Below are 16,635 nucleotides of genomic sequence, written 5' to 3'. Positions count from 1 at the left end.
CCCATGCCCGCCATGGCCCGCTTCATCGAGGATGCGCCCGCCGCGGTGCAGCGCCCGTCGGCCGTGCCGGCGGCCGGCGCGGTCGCGCCCGGCGGCAGCGAGGCGGGCGGGGCGCCTTACCTCTCCATCCGCCAGCTGCACAAGCAGTACGGCGCCTTCACCGCGCTGCAGAGCATTGATCTCGACATCCAGCGCGGCGAGTTCGTCTGCTTCCTCGGGCCCTCGGGCTGCGGCAAGACCACCTTGCTGCGCGCCATTGCGGGGCTGGAGGCGCAAAGCGGCGGCGAAATCTGGCAGGCCGGCCGCGAGATCTCGCGCCTGCCGGCCGCGCAGCGGGACTACGGCATTGTGTTCCAGTCCTATGCGCTGTTTCCCAACCTCTCGGTGGCCGACAACGTGGCCTACGGCCTGATCAGCCAGCGCCAGCCGCGCGCCCGGGTCGAGGCCAAGGTGCAGGGCCTGCTCGACACCGTGGGCCTGCCTGGCAGCGGCGACAAGTACCCGGCGCAGATGTCCGGTGGACAGCAGCAGCGCGTGGCATTGGCCCGCGCGCTGGCCATGTCGCCCGGCCTGCTGCTGCTGGACGAGCCGCTGTCGGCGCTCGACGCCACGGTGCGCGTACACCTGCGCAACGAGATCCGCGCGCTGCAGCAGCGCCTGTACGTGACCACCATCATGGTCACGCACGACCAGGAAGAGGCGCTGTCCGTGGCTGACCGCGTGGTGGTGATGAACCACGGCGTGATCGAGCAGGTGGGCACGCCGATGGAGATCTACCTGCGGCCCGCCACGCCCTTCGTGGCCGAGTTCATCGGCAAGGCCAACCGCCTGCCCGCCATTGCCGGCGGCGACGGCACCGTGCTGCTGGCCGGCCAGCGGCTGTTCTGCCCGCAGGCGGCCAGCCTGCGCGCCGGCCAGGAGGTCGTGGCCTACCTGCGGCCCGAGGACTGCCGCATCCTAAACTGCACGGCCATGCCTGTTGCGGGCATGCCGGCGGACGAGGAGGGCGCCCACGCCTGGAGCGGGGTGGTCGAGCAGATGGAGTTCCTGGGCTCGCATTGCGTGGCCCATGTGGAAACCCAGCGCCTGCCCGGCCACAAGCTGCAGCTGCAGTTCTCGATAGCCACCTGGGCGCAGCTCGACATCCAGCCCGGCCGCTGGCTGCAGTTCGGCATCCAGCCGCAGCAGCTCAAGATCTTTGCGGTCGACAAACAAAACCATAGCTGATGGCGCTTTCTGTATCTGGTTTTTCATGCCAAAGAATATGAAAAGCCAGATGCAATGAGCGCCAACAGCTCACTTTTTTGACAGCATGCATCCCCGCCCCGCCGGGACCGGACACCTCCCGTGAGCACTCCCTTCGAACAAGCGCAGCCCCTGCTTCGGCCCCAGGCCCTGCGGCTCAAGACCGCCCCCGCCGACCGCCTGGCACATGTGGCGCTACTGCTGATGACCGCGCTGATGGCCGTAGGCCTGCTGGCCCCGCTGCTGGCCCTGCTGGCCCAGGCGTTCAGCCCGTCGATCAACGCGGCCGATGCTGCCGCCCACAGCGCCTTCGACAACTTCATCGCCTACTTCCGCTCACCGGCGCTGCTGGCCAGCCTGTGGAACAGCGTCTGGGTCTCGCTGCTGGTCACGGTGATCGTGATCCCGCTGGCCTTCGGCTTTGCCTACGCGCTCACGCGCACCTGCATGGCGGGCAAGGGCGTGCTACGCGCCGTCAGCCTGCTGCCGCTGCTCGCGCCGTCGCTGCTGTCGGCCATCTCGATGATCTACTGGTTCGGCAACCAGGGCGCGCTCAAGGCGTTCTGGCAGTCGCTGGGCTTCGCCAGCATCTACGGCGCGCCCGGCGTGGTGCTGGCCCAGTGCTTTGCCACCTTCCCGCATGCGCTGATGATCCTCGTCACCGCGCTGGCCGTGGGCGACCAGCGCCTGTACGAGGCCGCCACCGCGCTGGGCGCCAGCGCGGCGCGCCAGTTCTGGACGGTGACCGTGCCTGCGGCGCGCTATGGGCTGGTCTCGGCGGCGCTGGTGGTGTTCACGCTGGTCATCACCGATTTCGGCATTCCCAAGGTCATCGGCGGCAACTTCAACATGCTGGCCACCGACGTGTTCAAGCTGGTCATCGGCCAGCAGGACTTCCAGCGCGGCGCCGTCGTGGCGCTGCTGCTGCTCGCGCCCGCCGTGCTTACTTATGTGATCGACATGCAGGTGCAAAAGCGCCAGACCGCCGTGCTGACGGCCAAGTCCGTCGTGCTGCAGCCGCGCCCGCATGCGCTGCGCGATCGCATCGCGCTGGCCGGCTGCTGGCTGGCGGCAGCGCTGATGCTGGCCATGTTCGGCATGGCGGTGTTTGCCTCGCTGGCCAGCTTCTGGCCGTACCAGCTGCAGCCCACGCTGTCGCACTACACCAGCGGCCTGGTCGATGCGGGCGTGGAAACCGCCATCTTCAACAGCCTGAAGATGGCGGTCTGCGCTGCCGTTGCCGGGCCGGTCATCGTCTTTGCCGGCGCCTACCTGCTTGAGAAGACCAAGGGCGCCGCCTGGCTGCGGCCGCTGCTGCGCCTGCTGGCCATGCTGCCCATGGCGGTGCCCGGCCTGGTGCTGGGCCTGGGCTACATCTTCTTCTTCAACGCGCCGGGCAATCCGCTGAACGGCCTGTACCAGACCATGGCGCTGATGGTGCTGTGCACGGTGATGCACTACTACACCACCGGCCACATGACGATGGTGACGGCGCTGAAATCCATAGACGGCGAGTTCGAGGCCGTGAGCGCCTCGCTCAAGGTGCCTTTCTACGTGACGCTGCGCCGCGTGACCCTGCCCATGTGCCTGCCGGCGCTGCTCGAGGTGTCGCGCTACTACTTCGTCGCCGCGATGACGACGATCTCGGCCGTGGTCTTCCTCTATGCGCCCGAAAACCGCCTGGGCGCGGTCGCCATCCTCAACCTCGACGAAGCCGGCGACACGGCCGCCGCCGCGGCAATGGCGGTGCTGATCGCCCTCGTGTCCTGCGTGGCCACGGTGCTGTACCAGGTGCTCGGCTGGTGGCTGACGCAGCGCACCCAGCGCTGGCGCCAGCGCGTCTGAGGCTGGCCGTGTCTGCACGCGACTCCTTCGACCTGATCGTGGTCGGCGCCGGCATCGTCGGCCTGGCCCATGCCTACACGGCGGCGCAGCGCGGCCTCAGGGTCTGCGTGGTCGAGCGCGATGCGGCCTGCGTCGGCGCCTCCATCCGCAATTTCGGCTTCATCACGGTGACAGGGCAGGGGAGCGGCGACACCTGGCGCCGTGCCCGCCTCTCGCGCGACATCTGGGCCCAGGTCGCGCCGCAGGCCGGCATCGCCGTGCTGCACACCGGCCTGAACCTGGTGGCCACGCGGCCGCAGGCGCTGGCGGTGCTGGAGGAATTCATGCAGACCGGCATGGCCGAAGGCTGCAGCCTCTGGTCGCCGGCCGAGGCCGCGCGCCATGCACCCGAACTGCGGCTGGACCGCGCCCAGGCCGTGCTGCACAGCTCGGCCGAGCTGCGGATCGAATCGCGCGAGGCCATAGCCCAGCTCACGGCATGGCTGGCCGAGCGGCATGGCGTGGTCTTTCGCTTCGGCGAAGCCGTGCTCGAAGTGGCCACGCCGCGCGTGCGCACAACCTGCGGCATCTTGCATGCCGAGCGCGTGGTGGTTTGCACCAATGCCGACATCCATGGCCTGTACCGCGAGCTATTCGCCCAGCACGAGGTGCGGCTGTGCCAGCTGCAGATGCTGCGCGTGCGGCCGCAGCCGGCTTTCAAGCTGCAATCGGCGGTGATGGGTGACCTGAGCCTGGTGCGCTACCACGGCTACAGCCGGCTGCCAGCGGCGCAGAAGCTGCTGGAACAGCTGCAGCAGGAAGAACCCGCCAGCCTGGAGCACGGCATTCACCTGATCGCGGTGCAAAGCGCCGATGGCAGCCTGGTCGTGGGCGATTCGCACCACTACGGCGCCGCCGTGCCGCCTTTTGCCAGCCAGCAGGTCGATGCGCTGATCCTGCGGCATCTGCGCGAGGCCTTGCACATCGAAGAATTGGAGGTTGTGGAACGCTGGGTGGGCATCTATCCATCGGCGCCGCACACCGACTGCATCATCGAAGCCCCGGACGACGCCACGCGCGTGGCCATCGTCACCAGCGGCACCGGGGCCAGCACCGGTTTTGGCGTGGCACACGATACGTTTGCGGCCTGGTAGGCTTCGGGGGAATTGCCGGATTTCAGGAGAGCGGCTGGGAAGTGGAGGATCTGCGCTGGAAAGTCCATTTATTACTTAACATAATATACATCGTATAAATTACACAGTGAGATTGTACAGAGCCAAGGCCGCCAACCCCTAAAGCAGCCCCAGGCAGCCCCCATCTTCCAACTTTCCACGGCAAATTGTCTGCCGCAGACCGGCGCATTCCGCCGCAAGCTGAGGCAAACTACCGCCGGCGGCGCCAAGCATGAAACACATTTCCCACCTGATACGCAGCGGCAGCCTGGACGGCTATGTCGAGCTGGTCCAGTCGCTGGGCAGAGATCCCTTTGCGTTCATGCGCAGCGTGGGCCTGCAGGCTGGCTTTTTGCAGGATACGGAGATGCTGATCCCGCGCGATGCCATGCGCGAGCTGCTGGAGATCACGGCCCGCGCCACAAATACCGAAGATCTGGCGCTGCGCCTCGCGGCCCGGCGCAGGCTCTCGGCGCTCGGGCCCATCAGCCTGGTGCTGCGCGAGGAACCCACGCCGCGCGCCGCGCTCGACACGCTGTGCCGCTACCTCAAGCTGGTGAACGCCTCGCTGATGATCCGCGTCGAGGACGCCGGCGGCTCCGTCATCATCCGCGAAGACCTGCTGCCCACGCCGGGGCTGGCGATGCGGCAGTCGGTGGAGCTGGCCGTGGGCACCATGTTCCGCATGCTCAGCGAATTGATCGGCCAGCAGTGGCAGCCACTGGAGGTCTGTTTCACGCACCGCCCGCCGCAGGACGTCTCGGCGCACCGGGCGTTCTTCCGCCGGCCGGTGCAGTTCAACCAGGAGTTCAACGGCCTGGTCTGCCTGGCGAGCGACCTGGCGCGGCCGCGCGAGAACGGCGACCAGGTGGCCGCCGGCTTTGCGCGCAAGTACCTGGAGGCGGCCCTGGTGGACCGCAGCGAGAGCACGCAGCAGACCTGCCGCCAGATCATCCTGGCGCTGCTGCCCAATGGCAACTGCACGGCCAACGAGGTGGCGCGTTACCTGAACGTGGATCGCCGCACCCTGCACCGCTGGCTGGCTGTCGAGGGACTGACCTTCAGCCAGCTGCTGAACCAGGTGCGCGCCGATCTGGCCAAGCACCACCTGCGCGAGAGCGATTTGCCGCTCGGCGAGGTGGCCGAGCTGCTGGGCTTTGCGCAGCCCAGCAGCTTCAGCCATTGGTTCCAGGGCCTTTTCGGCTGCAGCGCCTCGCAATGGAGCAAGCAGGCTGCGGATATGGCGACACCATCAGCCCGCTGAAAGCGCCCTCGCCCGCGCGCCTATCGCGTCGAGCAGCGCAAGCGCCCTCCTCGCCGCCTGCGGGCCGCCGTCCAGGTCGCCGCGCACATACAGCGGGCGCAGCTCCTCGATTTCCTCCAGCTGCTCGATCAGCAGCGGCTCGGCCAGCCGGTACTTGCGCAGCACGCTGACCAGGCACATCGAGGCATGGACCATGTCTTCCTGCGCCATGCTCACGCCCCGCTGGTGCAGCGCGTAGTTGACCCAGTGCGTGCCGGCCAGCATCGCGGCCTCGATGCGGATTTCCCAATCCGCGTCGGTGAGATGGGCCAGCGAGCGCTCGATGCGCTCGGCGCGGTGGCGGTGGTTGTCTGGGGTCATGCGCGCAGCTCCTGGCCCACCAGGGCGTGGTAGACGGAAACGGCCTGCTCCAGCGCCCGGTTGCATTCGGCGACGATGGCCTCGCTGGGCGCGCGGTCGCCGCGCAGGCACGGGTCGCGGTGCTCCTCCAGCGCATGCAGCGCGGCCTCCAGGCGCTGGATGGGCTCGGGCATGTCGCCGGGAATCGCCGGCCAGCCCACATGGCTCACGTCGCCGGGGCCGCGCAGCTCGCGGCGGCAGCTGCCGTCGGCCTGCGGCACCACGTGCACGCCGGGGATGGTGGAGAAGACGCGCTCCTCGCTGGTCAGCCCCGCCGCGTGCAGCGAGGCGTTCCAGATGTTGGTGCCGGCCGTGAGGCCCGTCCAGTACCACAGCTCGAAGTCCTGCAGCGGATCGAGCCGCTCGCGCAGCTCCAGCAGGCGGCCGATCTTGTCGGCGTGCGAGGCGATCCGCATCCCTACTCCGGCTTGATGTTGCCGTCCACCACCACCTTGCGCCAGGTGGCGAGGTCGTTGGTGATGGTCTGCACGAAGGCCTCGCGGCTCACGGCCTGCGCGGGCGGGATGTTGGCCTGCATCAGGGCTTCGCGGAAGGCGGGCTGCACCTGCTCGTGGTTGACCGCCTCGTGCAGGCGCGCCACGATCTCCGGCGGCGTGCCCTTGGGCACGAACACGCCCTGCCAGCCGGCCGCGGTGAAGGGGTAGCCCTGCTCGGACAGCACCTTGACCTCCGGCAGCTTGGGGCTGCGCACGGTGCCGGTCAGCGCGATGGCGCGCAGCTTGCCCTGGGCGATGAAGCCCAGCGGCGAGACCACGTCGATCCAGCCGATCGGGATCACGCCGGAGACGATGTCGGTCAGCAGCGCCGGCGCGGTCTTGTACGGCACGTGGTTGACGCTGATGCCGGTGCGCTGCTTGAGCCACTCCATGGTCAGGTGGCCGTTCGAGCCCACGCCCCAGCTGCCGTACGACGGGTACTTGTCGGGGTTCTTGCGCAGCAGCTCGACCAGCTCGGGCAGCGTCTTGGCCGGCACCGAGGGATGCACGGCCAGCAGCACGCCGCCGACCGACGACAGCACCACCGGCTCCAGGTCGCGCAGCGTCTTGACCGGCAGCGCCGGGTTCAGCGCCTCGCCCATCACCATCGACGACGCCGTGCTGTGCAGGATGGTGTAGCCGTCCGGCGCGGCGTTCTTGACGGCGGTGGAGCCGATCAGGCCGTTGGCGCCGGGCCGGTTGTCGATGACGAAGGGCTGGCCCAGCGTCTCCTGCAGCCGGGTGTAGAGCTGGCGCGCCAGCACGTCCAGGATGCCCCCTGCCCCGCCGGGCACGATGACCCGGATGGGGCGCGTGGGCCAGGCCTTGCTGCCCTGCGCGCCGGCCCAGCCGCTGGCCAGCGATGCGGCCGCGCCCAGAACCAGCTGTCTGCGGCTCAGTGATATTGACATTGCTTTGCTCCTCGATGGCGGTTCGTGCGTGGGGCTGGGCTTGTCAAAAAGCATAGCTGCTAGCGCTTGTTACTGCTCGCTTCTGAATGGAAATTCATCCAGAATCCAGATATACCAAGCGCTGGCCACTATCATTTTTGATAAACCGGGATATGCTCCCGGCGCCCTGCCCCTGCGGGCTTCAGAGCGGCTTGCGCAGGAAGCCCTGGTTGGCGCCGTTGCGGTTGGGCGCGAAGCCGTTGGCGGCCAGCGTCTCGTCCGCGGTCTCGTAGAACACGCCGATCTTCATGATCTCGCGGGCCTGCTGCGCGGTGGCGATCGGGCGGCCGAACTCGCCGGCGATGCGCACCAGCTGCTTGATCTGCTCGACCGAGCTCATCTTGCCCGAGCGGTCCTGCTTCCACAGCACGTCCTCGGTGCCGCAGCGCACGTGCAGGCCCAGCGCGATGCCGATCATGTTGATGGGCAGCACGTTGAGCACCGAGCTTTCCACCGTGACGATGGCGCCGTCCGGCACGGCGCGCAGCATGTTGGCCAGGTTGAAGATGTTGGCCTGATCCATGCCGCCGCTGATGGCGACCCAGTTCATCACCAGCGGGCCCTTGTAGACGCCGCGGCGGATCATGCGCTCGATGGTCTCGAAGCTGTTGATGTTGTAGACCTGGAACTCGCTCTGGATGCCGGCGGCCGTCAGGCGGCGGATGTGTTCCTCGACGAAGCTGGGGTTCGACGGGACGATCATGTCCTTGTAGGTCTTGTGCAGGTGCGGGAAGCCGCGCGAGACGCCGCGGAAGTCGTCCTCGCCGGCATGCTCGGTCACGTTCATCTGCGTGGTGTTGACCGTCACCGTCACCTGGTCGGGCACGGGTGTCAGCTCGGCCAGCATGTGGCGGGTGTCGTCGCTCAGCCACTTGGCCTCGCCGTCCGGGCCCTCGGGGGCGAAGCTGATCGAGCCGCCGACCTGGATGACCATCTCGGGCACGCGGGCCCGCACGCCGGCGATCAGTTCGTTGAACTTGGACAGGCGCTTGCTGCCCTTGCCGTCTTCTTCACGCACATGCAGGTGCAGCACGGTGGCGCCGGCTTCGTAGCAGTCCACGGCTTTCTGGATCTGGTCTTCCATGGTGACGGGAATGTCTTCGGGGAAGTCCGCGGGAATCCAGCCCGGCGCATAAGGCGCGGCGGTGATGATCAGCGGTTGCTGGTTTTCGGGATACAGGTGGCCGTCGAGGAAGTTCATGGTGGGATGTCTCCAGGTGGGAATGTCAATGGAGCCAGTATCTGGCGCAGCGTCTTTTTTCATTTGCCTTATTGGGACATGATCTTGCCTATCTGGGACATGGCGATGCTCGCTGGCCAGCGGCGGATTTGTCCGCGAAAACCACCGGACGGGCCCCATGGCACAAATTGACAAGCCACGCGTGTCTTTGGAATAGCAGCCGGCGCGCCTGCGGTCTTAATGTTCAGTACTGCCGGTTCAGCCTGGGACTTTCCGGGCCGGACGCCAGCCGCGGCTGGGCATATACCTCAACCATCGGAGACCTCCATGAACTTTCTCGACGGACACCTTTTCCCCGAAAACCAGCAGCCGCTGATCATCACGGCCGCCCCCTACGCGCCGGGCTGGCTGCCGGCGGACTTTCCGGAAGACATTCCAGTCCGCATGGAGGACCAGATCCAGAAGGCCGTCGATTGCTACAACGCCGGCGCCACCGTGCTGCACCTGCACGTGCGCGAGCTGGACGGCAAGGGCAGCAAGCGCCTGTCCAAGTTCAACGAGCTGATCGCCGGCGTGCGCAAGGCCGTGCCCGAGATGGTGATCCAGGTGGGCGGCTCGATCAGCTTCGCCCCCGAGGACGAAGGCCAGGCCGCCAAGTGGCTCTCCGACGACACGCGCCACATGCTGGCCGACCTCGACCCCGTGCCCGACCAGGTGACGGTGACGGTGAACACCTCGCAGATGAACGTGACCGACCAGGTCGACGATGCCGACTTCAAGGGCACCTCGCGCGAGAACCCGGCCATCTTCCACGCCTACAAGGAAATGACCGTGCCGGCCCAGCCCGGCTGGGTCGAAGAGCATGTGCGCCGCCTGACCAAGGCCGGCATCCAGAGCGCCTTCCAGTGCTACAACCTCAACAGCTTCGAATCGGTCGAGCGCCTGATGCGCCGCGGCTTCTACATGGGCCCGCTGGTGATGAACTGGGTGGCGATCGCCGGCGGCATGGACACGCCCAGCCTGTACAGCCTGGCGAACTTCGTGCGTGCCGTGCCGGACGGCGCCGTGCTCACCGTCGAAAGCAATGCGCGCAACGTGCTGCCGGTGAACATGTGGGGCATCGCCGCCGGCCTGCACGTGCGCTGCGGCACCGAAGACTGCCTGTGGAACCAGGACCGCAGCGCCAAGGCCAGCACGGTCTCGCAGATCGAGCAGCTGGTGCGCATCTCGCGCGAATTCGGCCGCCCGATCGCCACCGCCAAGGAAGCCCGCGAGATCAGCAAGATCGGCGTGTTCTATGACACCGTGGAAGAAAGCCTGGCCGCCAATGGCTTCGCGCCCAACCGCAATGGCGGTAACCAGGGTTTCCTGCGCAAGAGCATGTGATAGTGAATGCGGCCCGACGGCCGCGCGAGTTGCCTCCGTCTACCCCGGGTGCCCGCCAGGCCCCGGGGCTTTTTTTTATGGCCGCGCGCCGGCAGTGGCGTATCAAAAATGAGAGCTGCTTGCGCTTGATGCATGAGGGCTGGATGGCATTTTCATGCAAAATCCGTTTGGGCATAAAAAAAGGCCTGGCCGCAAGGGCCAGGCCAAACAGGGCGCGTAGCCCCATGCCTTCAGAAGGTATGGCGGATGCCGAAATCGAAGCCCGATGCCTTGCCGCCGGCCGTGGGGATGGGCCCCAGCTCGGTGCCGGAGCTGACCGGCAGGTTCAGCGTGCCGCCGTTGGACACATACGAATAGGTGCCATACAGCGCGGTGCGCTTGGACATCGTATGCACATAGCCCACCGAGAACTTGCGCGCGCTGCTGTCCACCGCGTCATTGCGCTTGAGGTAGGTGATGCTCACCGGAATGTAGTTGGCGCCGCCGGTCGAGATCCAGCCGCCGATCTGGCTGAAGCGTATGCGGTTGGCGCCGCCCAGCGTCGCCAGGTGGTTGCCCGTGCGGTTCTCGCCCCACAGCAGCATCAGGCGGTGGTCGTTCCAGTGGTACGAGCCGCCGATGTTGCGCTGGCCATAGTTGGCCGCGGCGGTGTTCTTGGTGCTGCCGTCGGAGATCGCCACGTCCCAGTTCGCGCCGCCGTAGCCTGCACGCCAGCCCCAGTAGTTGCCGTCGCCCTTGTTGGCATCGGCGGCGCGGTTCTCGCCGAAGGCGTACATGGCCTGGAAGTAGAAGCCCTTGCAGGTGAAGCTGGAGCAGCCCGGCGAGAAATAGCCCACGCTGTTGGAGGCGCGGAACACCGTGGAGGTGCCGCCATAGGTCGAGAAACCACCGATGCCCACGCCGTTGCGGAAGGGATCGTAGGCGAACAGGTTCCAGAAGCCCGGCACATAGTCGCGGCCCAGGCGGAACTGGCCGGCCTTGCTGTCCATGAACAGATAGGACTTGCGGTTGAAGGTGACGCCGCCGGCGGCATTGCCGCTGGGCTGGTTGTTGGTGTTGGTGGCCTGCCCGCCCCCCACGTCGGGGTTCAGGCCGGCCTCCATCTCGAAGCCGGCGGTCAGGCCGTCGCCCAGGTCTTCGCGTCCCCGGAAGCCCAGGCGGCTGGCCTGGTTGCCGTTGGACGTGACCATGGTGCGGGTGCCCACGCCGTCGGCGCGGTAGGCGGACAGGGCCATGTCCACCACCCCATACATCTGCACCGATTGCGCCATCGCGGCGGGGCCCGCCGCCACTGCGGCGCAAGCCATTGCGAGCTTCATTTTCTTCACGACCGTTCTCCTTGGTTTGTCTAATACTGAAACGAAATGCGGACGCACCCATTCCTGGGGCGCACGGCTGCGCGCCCCATTGCCTGGCGAAAAGATGCCCTACCCCTCCGGCGCCCTGCAGGCCGGCCGCCCCGGGCGCTTGCCCGGGGCACTTGTCTTATTGCGGCTGGTAGTCGATGGCCTTCAGGATCTCGGCCTGGCTCTTGTAGGCCTGCTGCAGTCCTGCCATCAGCTCCTCGGAGGTGGCGGTGCCCGCGGGCTCCATGCCCATCTCGCGGACTTTCTTCTGCACCTCGGGCTGCGCGAAGTACTTGAGCGAGATCTCGCGAATGACCCGCTGCGCCTCGGCCGGCGCCTCGGGGCGCGACCACACGCCGAACCAACTGGTCTCGGCCAGCCTGGGGTAGCCCAGTTCCTTGAAGGTGGGAACGTCGGGCAGCTCGGAGATGCGGGTCGGGTAGTTCACGGCCAGCGCCTTGATCTTGCCGGCCTTGATCAGTGGCAGCGAGGTGGTCAGGCCATCCATCATCAGCGGCACATGGCCGCCCATCAGGTCGGTCAGCGCTGGCGGCGAGCCCTTGTAGCCGACGTGCTTCATCGGGACGCCCAGCGCCTGGCCGAGCACCACGCCCGAGGTGTGGCCGCGCATGCCGGTGGCATACGAGGCGAACATCAACCCGTCCTTCTGCGTCTTGCCGTAGTCGGCCAGCTGCTGCAGGTTGTTGACCGGCAGCTCCTTGTTGGCCACCAGCACCAGGCCGTTGCGGCTGAGCTGGGCCAGCGGCTTCAGGTCCTTGAACGGCTGGTAGTGCACCTTGTAGGCCAGCGGGGTTTCGCTGACGATGCCGCCCTGGATGACCAGGAAGGTGGAGCCATCCTTGCCATTGGCGGCCAGGTCGTTGACGGCCAGCGCGCCAGCGGCGCCGGCCTTGGACTCGACGATCACCGGCTTGCCCAGCTTCTGGTGCAGCCCCTCGGCCAGCAGGCGCGCCAGCGCGTCGGCATTGCCGCCGGCCGGGCCGCCCACGACCAGGCGCAGCGGCTTGCTCGTCCAGCTGACCGGCGACTGCGCCTGGGCCTGGGCTTGGGCGATCGGCACGCCGCAGGCCAGGCCCAGGGCGGTTGCCAGTGCCCAGCGGCGCGTCGGGGTGGGTTTGTTGTGGTGCATGGGGAGTGTCTCCTTCGGTCTTGGCCGGTATCAGAAGGGGCGGTCGCCCACGATGGCGGCGCGCTCCATCTTGCGCGGCGCGGGCCAGTAGTCCTGCACGGCATAGTGCTGGGTGCAGCGGTTGTCCCACATGGCGACGCTGTTCGGCTTCCAGCGGAAGCGCACCTGGTATTCGGGGATGGACGCCTGGCTGATCAGGTAGTTCAGCAGCATGCTGGCACCGGGCGTCTTGTCCAGGCCGAAGCGCACGTTCTCGGGCGTATGGTAGTTGGCGAAATGGGTGGAGAAGCTGCTCACGTAGAGGATCTTCTCGCCCGTCTCGGGGTGGGTGCGCACCACCGGATGCTCGACCATGGGGTTGTTGCGGCCCAGCTCCCTGCGCTTTTCCTCGGGCATCACGGCGCCGAAGGAGTGCTCGATGCTGCACTTGACCTTGAGCCCGTCGATCTTGTCCTTGATCTCCTGCGGCAGGTTCTTGTAGGCCTCGACCATATTCACCCAGATGGTGTCGCCGCCGACCGGCGGGCATTCGATGCAGCGCAGCACAGCGCCCATCGCCGGCGTCTCGCGCCACTGGCCGTCGGTGTGGTAGTTGTTCTCGTAGTTCTCGCGCTTGTCGTTGCGGTAGATCTGCACCAGGCCGGGGTGGTCCGGGTCGCTGCCGGCCACGGGGTGGTCTTCCAGATCGCCGAAATAGCGCGCGAACGCCGCGTGCTCGGCACGGGTGATGTTCTGGTCGTGGAAGAACAGCACCTTGTGCTCGAGCAGCTGCTCCTTGATGGCCTCGGCGAGGCCTGCATCGCGCGATGCGTCGCCGAGGCTGACGCCGAAGATTTCCGCACCGATGGTGCAGGTCATTTTGCGAACTTGCATGGGTCTAGTCTCCTTACAGAACGAATACCGAGGCGCCCACCGTCTTGCGCGATTCCAGGTCGCGGTGGGCCTGCTCGGCCTCTTCCAGCGCATAGCGCTTCTGGATGTCGATGCGGATGCGGCCCTGGCTCACGTGGTCGAACAGCTCGGCCAGCAGGGCCTGCTTCTCGGCCGGATCGGCGATGTAGTCGGCCAGCGCCGGGCGCGTGAGGTACAGCGAGCCCTTGCGCGCCAGGATGTGCGGATCGAACGGCGGGATGGGGCCGCTGGCCGTGCCCACGCAGACCATCAGCCCGCGGCGGCGCAGCGAATCGAGCGAGGCCATGAAGGTGTCCTTGCCCACGCTGTCGAACACCACGTCCACGCCGCGCCCGTCGGTCAGCGCACGCACTGCGGGCGCCACCTCCTCGCGGCTGTAGTTGATGAGGTGGTCGCAGCCATGGGCGCGCGCCACTTCGGCCTTGGCGTCGGTCGATACCGTGCCGATCACCGTCAGCCCCAGCAGCTTGGCCCATTGCGACACGATCAGGCCCACGCCGCCGGCCGCCGCGTGCAGCAGGATGGTTTCGCCGGGCTTGAAGTCATAGATGCGGCGCATCAGGTAGGCCGACGTCAGGCCGCGCATGGTGATGCAGGCGGCCGTCTCGAAGTCCAGCTGGTCGGGCATGGCGATCAGCGCCGCGGCCGGCACCAGGCGCTCGGTGCTGTAGGCGCCGAGGGTGTTGGTGAAGCCGGTGTAGGTCACGCGGTCGCCGACCTTGACGTTGACCACGCCGTCGCCCACGGCGGTCACCACGCCGGCGCCCTCCACGCCCATGCCGCTGGGCAGGGGCACCGGGTAGATGCCGGAACGGAAGTAGGTGTCCGCATAGTTCAGGCCCACGGCCTTCTGCTCCAGGCGCACCTCGCCCGGCCCCGGCTGCCCTACTTCCACGTCCTTGACGTACAGGACTTCGGGGCCACCGGTCCGGTCAAACAGTACTGCTTTTGCCAACATGCTCTCCTTGCTTCTGATGGGCCTGGCCCGGGATGACTCCCTGGCCTTCGTGTGGAAAAATTGTCGAGTAGCAGCCCGCTTGCGCTATTAGCCAAAAGCGCCAGCATTTAGCAAATGGCGACAGCCAAGGGAAAACCCGTGACTACGGCGCACGCGAGGTTTTCAAGCTGGCAGTACCATCGGCCGAAAGTGCGATGGCTCCTTTTTTGACGCTGCTGGAGACCTCGCCGACGCACGCGCTTTTGCATGACCCACGACTATCCAAAAGGCCTTTAGCCATGCCCATTCCCATAGTCCGAAGCATCAGCCTCAAGAAGTACTCCCAGGTGGCCCAGGGACTGGGCATGGACCCCTTGAGAATGCTGAGCAAGATGGATCTGGACCAGGTCTGCCTGTCCACCGGGGACCTGAGGATCCCGGAGGCATCGTTCGCGGATCTGCTGGAGGCCTCCGCCCACGAGTCCAGCCACGCGCCGCTGGGCCTGCTGATGGGCGCCGAATGGCGGCTCTCGGATTTCGGCTGCATCAGCCTGGCCCTGCAGCACCAGGCCAGCCTGGCCAGCGCGCTGCAGACCATGAAGGATTACCAGCACCTGCTGAGCAGCACCATCGTGCTGGACACGGTGCAGCAGGGGCGGCTCGCCTTCATCCAGTTGAACCTGGCCACCGAGCGGGATGTGCCGGGGCGCCATCCCATCGAGCTGGGCATTGCGGTGCTGCTCAGCCTCTGCCGGCATCAGCTCGGCCAGGCCTGGAGCCCGTCCAGCGTGCATTTCACGCACAGCGCGCCGCCGAACCTCCGCCGGCACCAGGCCCTGTTCGGCTGCGATGTGGTGTTCGATTCGGACTTCGACGGCATCGTCCTGGCGCAGGACGACCTGCATGGCACGCAGCCGCACTACGACGCGGCCATGGAGCAGCATGCCAGGTTCCTGCTGAATTCACTGGCCCCCGAATCGGCCGCGGTCAGCGTCGAGCAGCAGGTGCACCGGGCCATCCAGGCGCTGCTGCCCCATGGCCACCACAACATCGCGCAGGTGGCCAAGATGCTGGGACAGACGACGCGGTCGCTGCAGCGGCAGTTGGAAGTGGCCGGCACCAATTACCAGCTGACGCTGAACACCGTCCGCATGCGCGCCGCCGTGCGCGCGCTGCGAAACGCCAACCTGCCGATCGGCGATGTCGCCACCCTGTCGGGCTTCTCCGAGATCAGCTCGTTCTCGCGCTGGTTCGCCAAGCAGTTCGAGCAAAGCCCGAGCCACTGGCGCGATCAGAACCTGGCCACGCCCGCGGCGACGGAAACCAGCTGAAAAAAGCAACACCGGGGCTGCCTGCGCCCCGGTGGCGCCATCCCGTCTTACTCGGGCTGGTAGTTGATCGACTTCAGCAAGGCCGCCTGCTCCTGGTAGGCCTCCTTCAGATCGGCCTGCAGCTCTTCGGTGGTCAGCGGTGCGCCCGGCTCCATGCCGATGGCCTTGATGCGTTCCAGGGCCTCGGGCTTCTTGAAATACTCCAGCGTCACTTCGCGCATCTTCTGCTGGACTTCCTTCGGTGCATCCGGCAGCGACCATACGCCGAACCAGCCCGCCTTGGACAGCTGCGGATAGCCCAGCTCCTTGAAGGTGGGCACATCCGGCAATGCCCCGATCCGCGTCGGGTAGCTCACGGCGATGGCCTTGATCTTGCCGCCCTTGATCAACGGCACCGAGGTGGTGGCGCCATCGAACATCAGCGGGAACTGGCCACCCATCAGGTCGGTCAGGGCCGGCGGCGAGCCTTTGTAGCCGATGTGCCGCATGTTCATATGGGTCAGCTGCCCGAGCAGGATGCCGGCGGTATGCCCGCGCATGCCCGTGGCGTAGGAGGCGAAGTCAACGCTTTCCTTCTGCGCCTGGCCATACTTGACCACGTCCTGCAGGTTGTTCAGCTTCAGGTCCTTGTTGGCCACCAGCACCAGGGCCGTGCGGCTGATCTGGGCCAGCGGCTTGATGTCGGTGAAGGGCTTGTAGTTCACCTTGTAGGCCAGGGGCACCTCGCTGACCGCACCGCCCTGGATCACCAGGAAGGTATGGCCGTCCTTGCCGTTGGCCTTGAGATCATTGATGGCGATCGCGCCCGAGGCGCCAGGCTTGGACTCGACGATGACGGGCTTGCCCAGCCCCTGGTGCAGGCCTTCGGCCAGCACGCGGGCCAGCGCGTCGGCGCTGCCGCCCGCCGGGCCCGCCACCACCAGGCGGATGGGCTTGCTCGGCCACGCGGGGGCGGCCACGGCCATCGGGCCATACGCCGCGACGGCCAGGCCCAGGCCGATCAGCAGGGCCAGCCTCTGTTTCTTGGGGGTGTTCATCATGG

At 66.9% G+C, this 16,635-nt stretch carries 15 protein-coding genes; 6 read left to right on the top strand and 9 right to left on the bottom strand.

Going from position 1 to position 16,635, the window contains the following annotated elements; genetic code table 11:
* Nucleotides 1–3 precede the first annotated feature (3 nt).
* The 4 genes from ACYVKR_RS19115 (at nucleotide 4) to ACYVKR_RS19100 (ending at nucleotide 5,505) form a co-directional block, all read left to right on the top strand.
* A complete protein-coding gene (locus ACYVKR_RS19115) occupies nucleotides 4–1,227 on the top strand; it encodes a P-loop NTPase family protein (RefSeq protein WP_460482543.1) in 1,224 nt (407 codons plus the stop codon).
* A gap of 222 nt (nucleotides 1,228–1,449) precedes the next feature.
* Nucleotides 1,450–3,090: a putative 2-aminoethylphosphonate ABC transporter permease subunit gene (locus ACYVKR_RS19110; protein ID WP_460482758.1), complete on the top strand. Its 1,641-nt coding sequence runs from the start codon at nucleotides 1,450–1,452 to the stop codon at nucleotides 3,088–3,090.
* Nucleotides 3,091–3,092: 2 nt separating this feature from the next.
* Nucleotides 3,093–4,223, top strand: coding sequence for a TIGR03364 family FAD-dependent oxidoreductase (locus tag ACYVKR_RS19105; protein ID WP_460482757.1), 1,131 nt, complete (start codon nucleotides 3,093–3,095; stop codon nucleotides 4,221–4,223).
* 250 nt (nucleotides 4,224–4,473) lie between these two features.
* Complete coding sequence (locus ACYVKR_RS19100; RefSeq protein WP_460482542.1) at nucleotides 4,474–5,505, top strand: AraC family transcriptional regulator; 1,032 nt, start codon at nucleotides 4,474–4,476, stop codon at nucleotides 5,503–5,505.
* Here the strand turns inward: ACYVKR_RS19100 and ACYVKR_RS19095 are convergent.
* The 4 genes from ACYVKR_RS19095 to ACYVKR_RS19080 form a co-directional block, all read right to left on the bottom strand.
* On the bottom strand, nucleotides 5,494–5,865 hold the full coding sequence (locus ACYVKR_RS19095) for a hypothetical protein (protein ID WP_460482541.1): 372 nt from the start codon (nucleotides 5,863–5,865) through the stop codon (nucleotides 5,494–5,496). The genes ACYVKR_RS19100 and ACYVKR_RS19095 overlap by 12 nt on opposite strands.
* Nucleotides 5,862–6,320 carry a hypothetical protein gene (locus ACYVKR_RS19090; protein WP_460482540.1) on the bottom strand — a complete coding sequence of 153 codons (459 nt, stop codon included), beginning with the start codon at nucleotides 6,318–6,320 and terminating at the stop codon, nucleotides 5,862–5,864. Before ACYVKR_RS19090 ends, ACYVKR_RS19095 begins: the two co-directional genes overlap by 4 nt.
* 2 nt (nucleotides 6,321–6,322) lie before the next feature.
* Entirely contained in the window at nucleotides 6,323–7,312 is a 990-nt protein-coding gene (locus tag ACYVKR_RS19085; protein WP_460482539.1) for a Bug family tripartite tricarboxylate transporter substrate binding protein, read from the bottom strand.
* A 181-nt stretch (nucleotides 7,313–7,493) separates the two neighbouring features.
* Nucleotides 7,494–8,552 carry a beta-keto acid cleavage family enzyme gene (locus ACYVKR_RS19080; RefSeq protein WP_460482538.1) on the bottom strand — a complete coding sequence of 353 codons (1,059 nt, stop codon included), beginning with the start codon at nucleotides 8,550–8,552 and terminating at the stop codon, nucleotides 7,494–7,496.
* A gap of 306 nt (nucleotides 8,553–8,858) precedes the next feature.
* On the opposite strand from ACYVKR_RS19080, the gene ACYVKR_RS19075 reads away from it, so the two are divergent.
* The gene (locus ACYVKR_RS19075) at nucleotides 8,859–9,917 is read left to right on the top strand and encodes a beta-keto acid cleavage family enzyme (protein WP_460482537.1); all 1,059 of its coding nucleotides are present in this window, start codon (nucleotides 8,859–8,861) and stop codon (nucleotides 9,915–9,917) included.
* Between the two features lie 230 nt (nucleotides 9,918–10,147).
* On the opposite strand, the gene ACYVKR_RS19070 is transcribed toward ACYVKR_RS19075, so the two are convergent.
* The 4 genes from ACYVKR_RS19070 to ACYVKR_RS19055 all read right to left on the bottom strand — a co-directional run bounded on the left by ACYVKR_RS19070 (nucleotide 10,148) and on the right by ACYVKR_RS19055 (nucleotide 14,280).
* Nucleotides 10,148–11,224 (bottom strand): porin, encoded by a 1,077-nt coding sequence (locus ACYVKR_RS19070; RefSeq protein ID WP_460482536.1) that lies wholly within the window; start codon nucleotides 11,222–11,224, stop codon nucleotides 10,148–10,150.
* 178 nt (nucleotides 11,225–11,402) lie between these two features.
* A complete protein-coding gene (locus ACYVKR_RS19065) occupies nucleotides 11,403–12,413 on the bottom strand; it encodes a tripartite tricarboxylate transporter substrate binding protein (protein ID WP_460482535.1) in 1,011 nt (336 codons plus the stop codon).
* A 30-nt stretch (nucleotides 12,414–12,443) separates the two neighbouring features.
* Nucleotides 12,444–13,286: a TauD/TfdA dioxygenase family protein gene (locus ACYVKR_RS19060; protein ID WP_460482534.1), complete on the bottom strand. Its 843-nt coding sequence runs from the start codon at nucleotides 13,284–13,286 to the stop codon at nucleotides 12,444–12,446.
* 13 nt (nucleotides 13,287–13,299) lie between these two features.
* Nucleotides 13,300–14,280 carry a quinone oxidoreductase family protein gene (locus tag ACYVKR_RS19055; protein WP_460482533.1) on the bottom strand — a complete coding sequence of 327 codons (981 nt, stop codon included), beginning with the start codon at nucleotides 14,278–14,280 and terminating at the stop codon, nucleotides 13,300–13,302.
* Nucleotides 14,281–14,561: 281 nt separating this feature from the next.
* On the opposite strand from ACYVKR_RS19055, the gene ACYVKR_RS19050 reads away from it, so the two are divergent.
* Nucleotides 14,562–15,593, top strand: a complete 1,032-nt coding sequence (locus ACYVKR_RS19050) for an AraC family transcriptional regulator (RefSeq protein ID WP_460482532.1) — start codon at nucleotides 14,562–14,564, stop codon at nucleotides 15,591–15,593.
* A gap of 47 nt (nucleotides 15,594–15,640) precedes the next feature.
* On the opposite strand, the gene ACYVKR_RS19045 is transcribed toward ACYVKR_RS19050, so the two are convergent.
* Complete coding sequence (locus tag ACYVKR_RS19045) at nucleotides 15,641–16,633, bottom strand: Bug family tripartite tricarboxylate transporter substrate binding protein (protein ID WP_460482531.1); 993 nt, start codon at nucleotides 16,631–16,633, stop codon at nucleotides 15,641–15,643.
* Between the last annotated feature and the right edge of the window lie 2 nt (nucleotides 16,634–16,635).

It is taken from the genome of Comamonas humi (genome assembly GCF_054782535.1).
The sequence above is the reverse complement of the archived record's forward strand: the minus strand, read 5'-3'. Positions and strand labels throughout refer to the sequence as shown.

Excerpts from the sequence above, each read along its gene's own strand:
- ACYVKR_RS19115 (WP_460482543.1), top strand. The coding sequence starts at position 4 with ATGCCCGCCATGGCCCGCTTCATCGAGGATGCGCCCGCCGCGGTGCAG.
- ACYVKR_RS19110 (WP_460482758.1), top strand. The coding sequence starts at position 1,450 with ATGACCGCGCTGATGGCCGTAGGCCTGCTGGCCCCGCTGCTGGCCCTG.
- ACYVKR_RS19100 (WP_460482542.1), top strand. The coding sequence starts at position 4,474 with ATGAAACACATTTCCCACCTGATACGCAGCGGCAGCCTGGACGGCTAT.
- ACYVKR_RS19095 (WP_460482541.1), bottom strand. The coding sequence starts at position 5,865 with ATGACCCCAGACAACCACCGCCACCGCGCCGAGCGCATCGAGCGCTCG.
- ACYVKR_RS19090 (WP_460482540.1), bottom strand. The coding sequence starts at position 6,320 with ATGCGGATCGCCTCGCACGCCGACAAGATCGGCCGCCTGCTGGAGCTG.
- ACYVKR_RS19085 (WP_460482539.1), bottom strand. The coding sequence starts at position 7,312 with ATGTCAATATCACTGAGCCGCAGACAGCTGGTTCTGGGCGCGGCCGCA.
- ACYVKR_RS19080 (WP_460482538.1), bottom strand. The coding sequence starts at position 8,552 with ATGAACTTCCTCGACGGCCACCTGTATCCCGAAAACCAGCAACCGCTG.
- ACYVKR_RS19075 (WP_460482537.1), top strand. The coding sequence starts at position 8,859 with ATGAACTTTCTCGACGGACACCTTTTCCCCGAAAACCAGCAGCCGCTG.
- ACYVKR_RS19070 (WP_460482536.1), bottom strand. The coding sequence starts at position 11,224 with ATGGCTTGCGCCGCAGTGGCGGCGGGCCCCGCCGCGATGGCGCAATCG.
- ACYVKR_RS19065 (WP_460482535.1), bottom strand. The coding sequence starts at position 12,413 with ATGCACCACAACAAACCCACCCCGACGCGCCGCTGGGCACTGGCAACC.
- ACYVKR_RS19060 (WP_460482534.1), bottom strand. The coding sequence starts at position 13,286 with ATGCAAGTTCGCAAAATGACCTGCACCATCGGTGCGGAAATCTTCGGC.
- ACYVKR_RS19050 (WP_460482532.1), top strand. The coding sequence starts at position 14,562 with ATGCCCATTCCCATAGTCCGAAGCATCAGCCTCAAGAAGTACTCCCAG.
- ACYVKR_RS19045 (WP_460482531.1), bottom strand. The coding sequence starts at position 16,633 with ATGATGAACACCCCCAAGAAACAGAGGCTGGCCCTGCTGATCGGCCTG.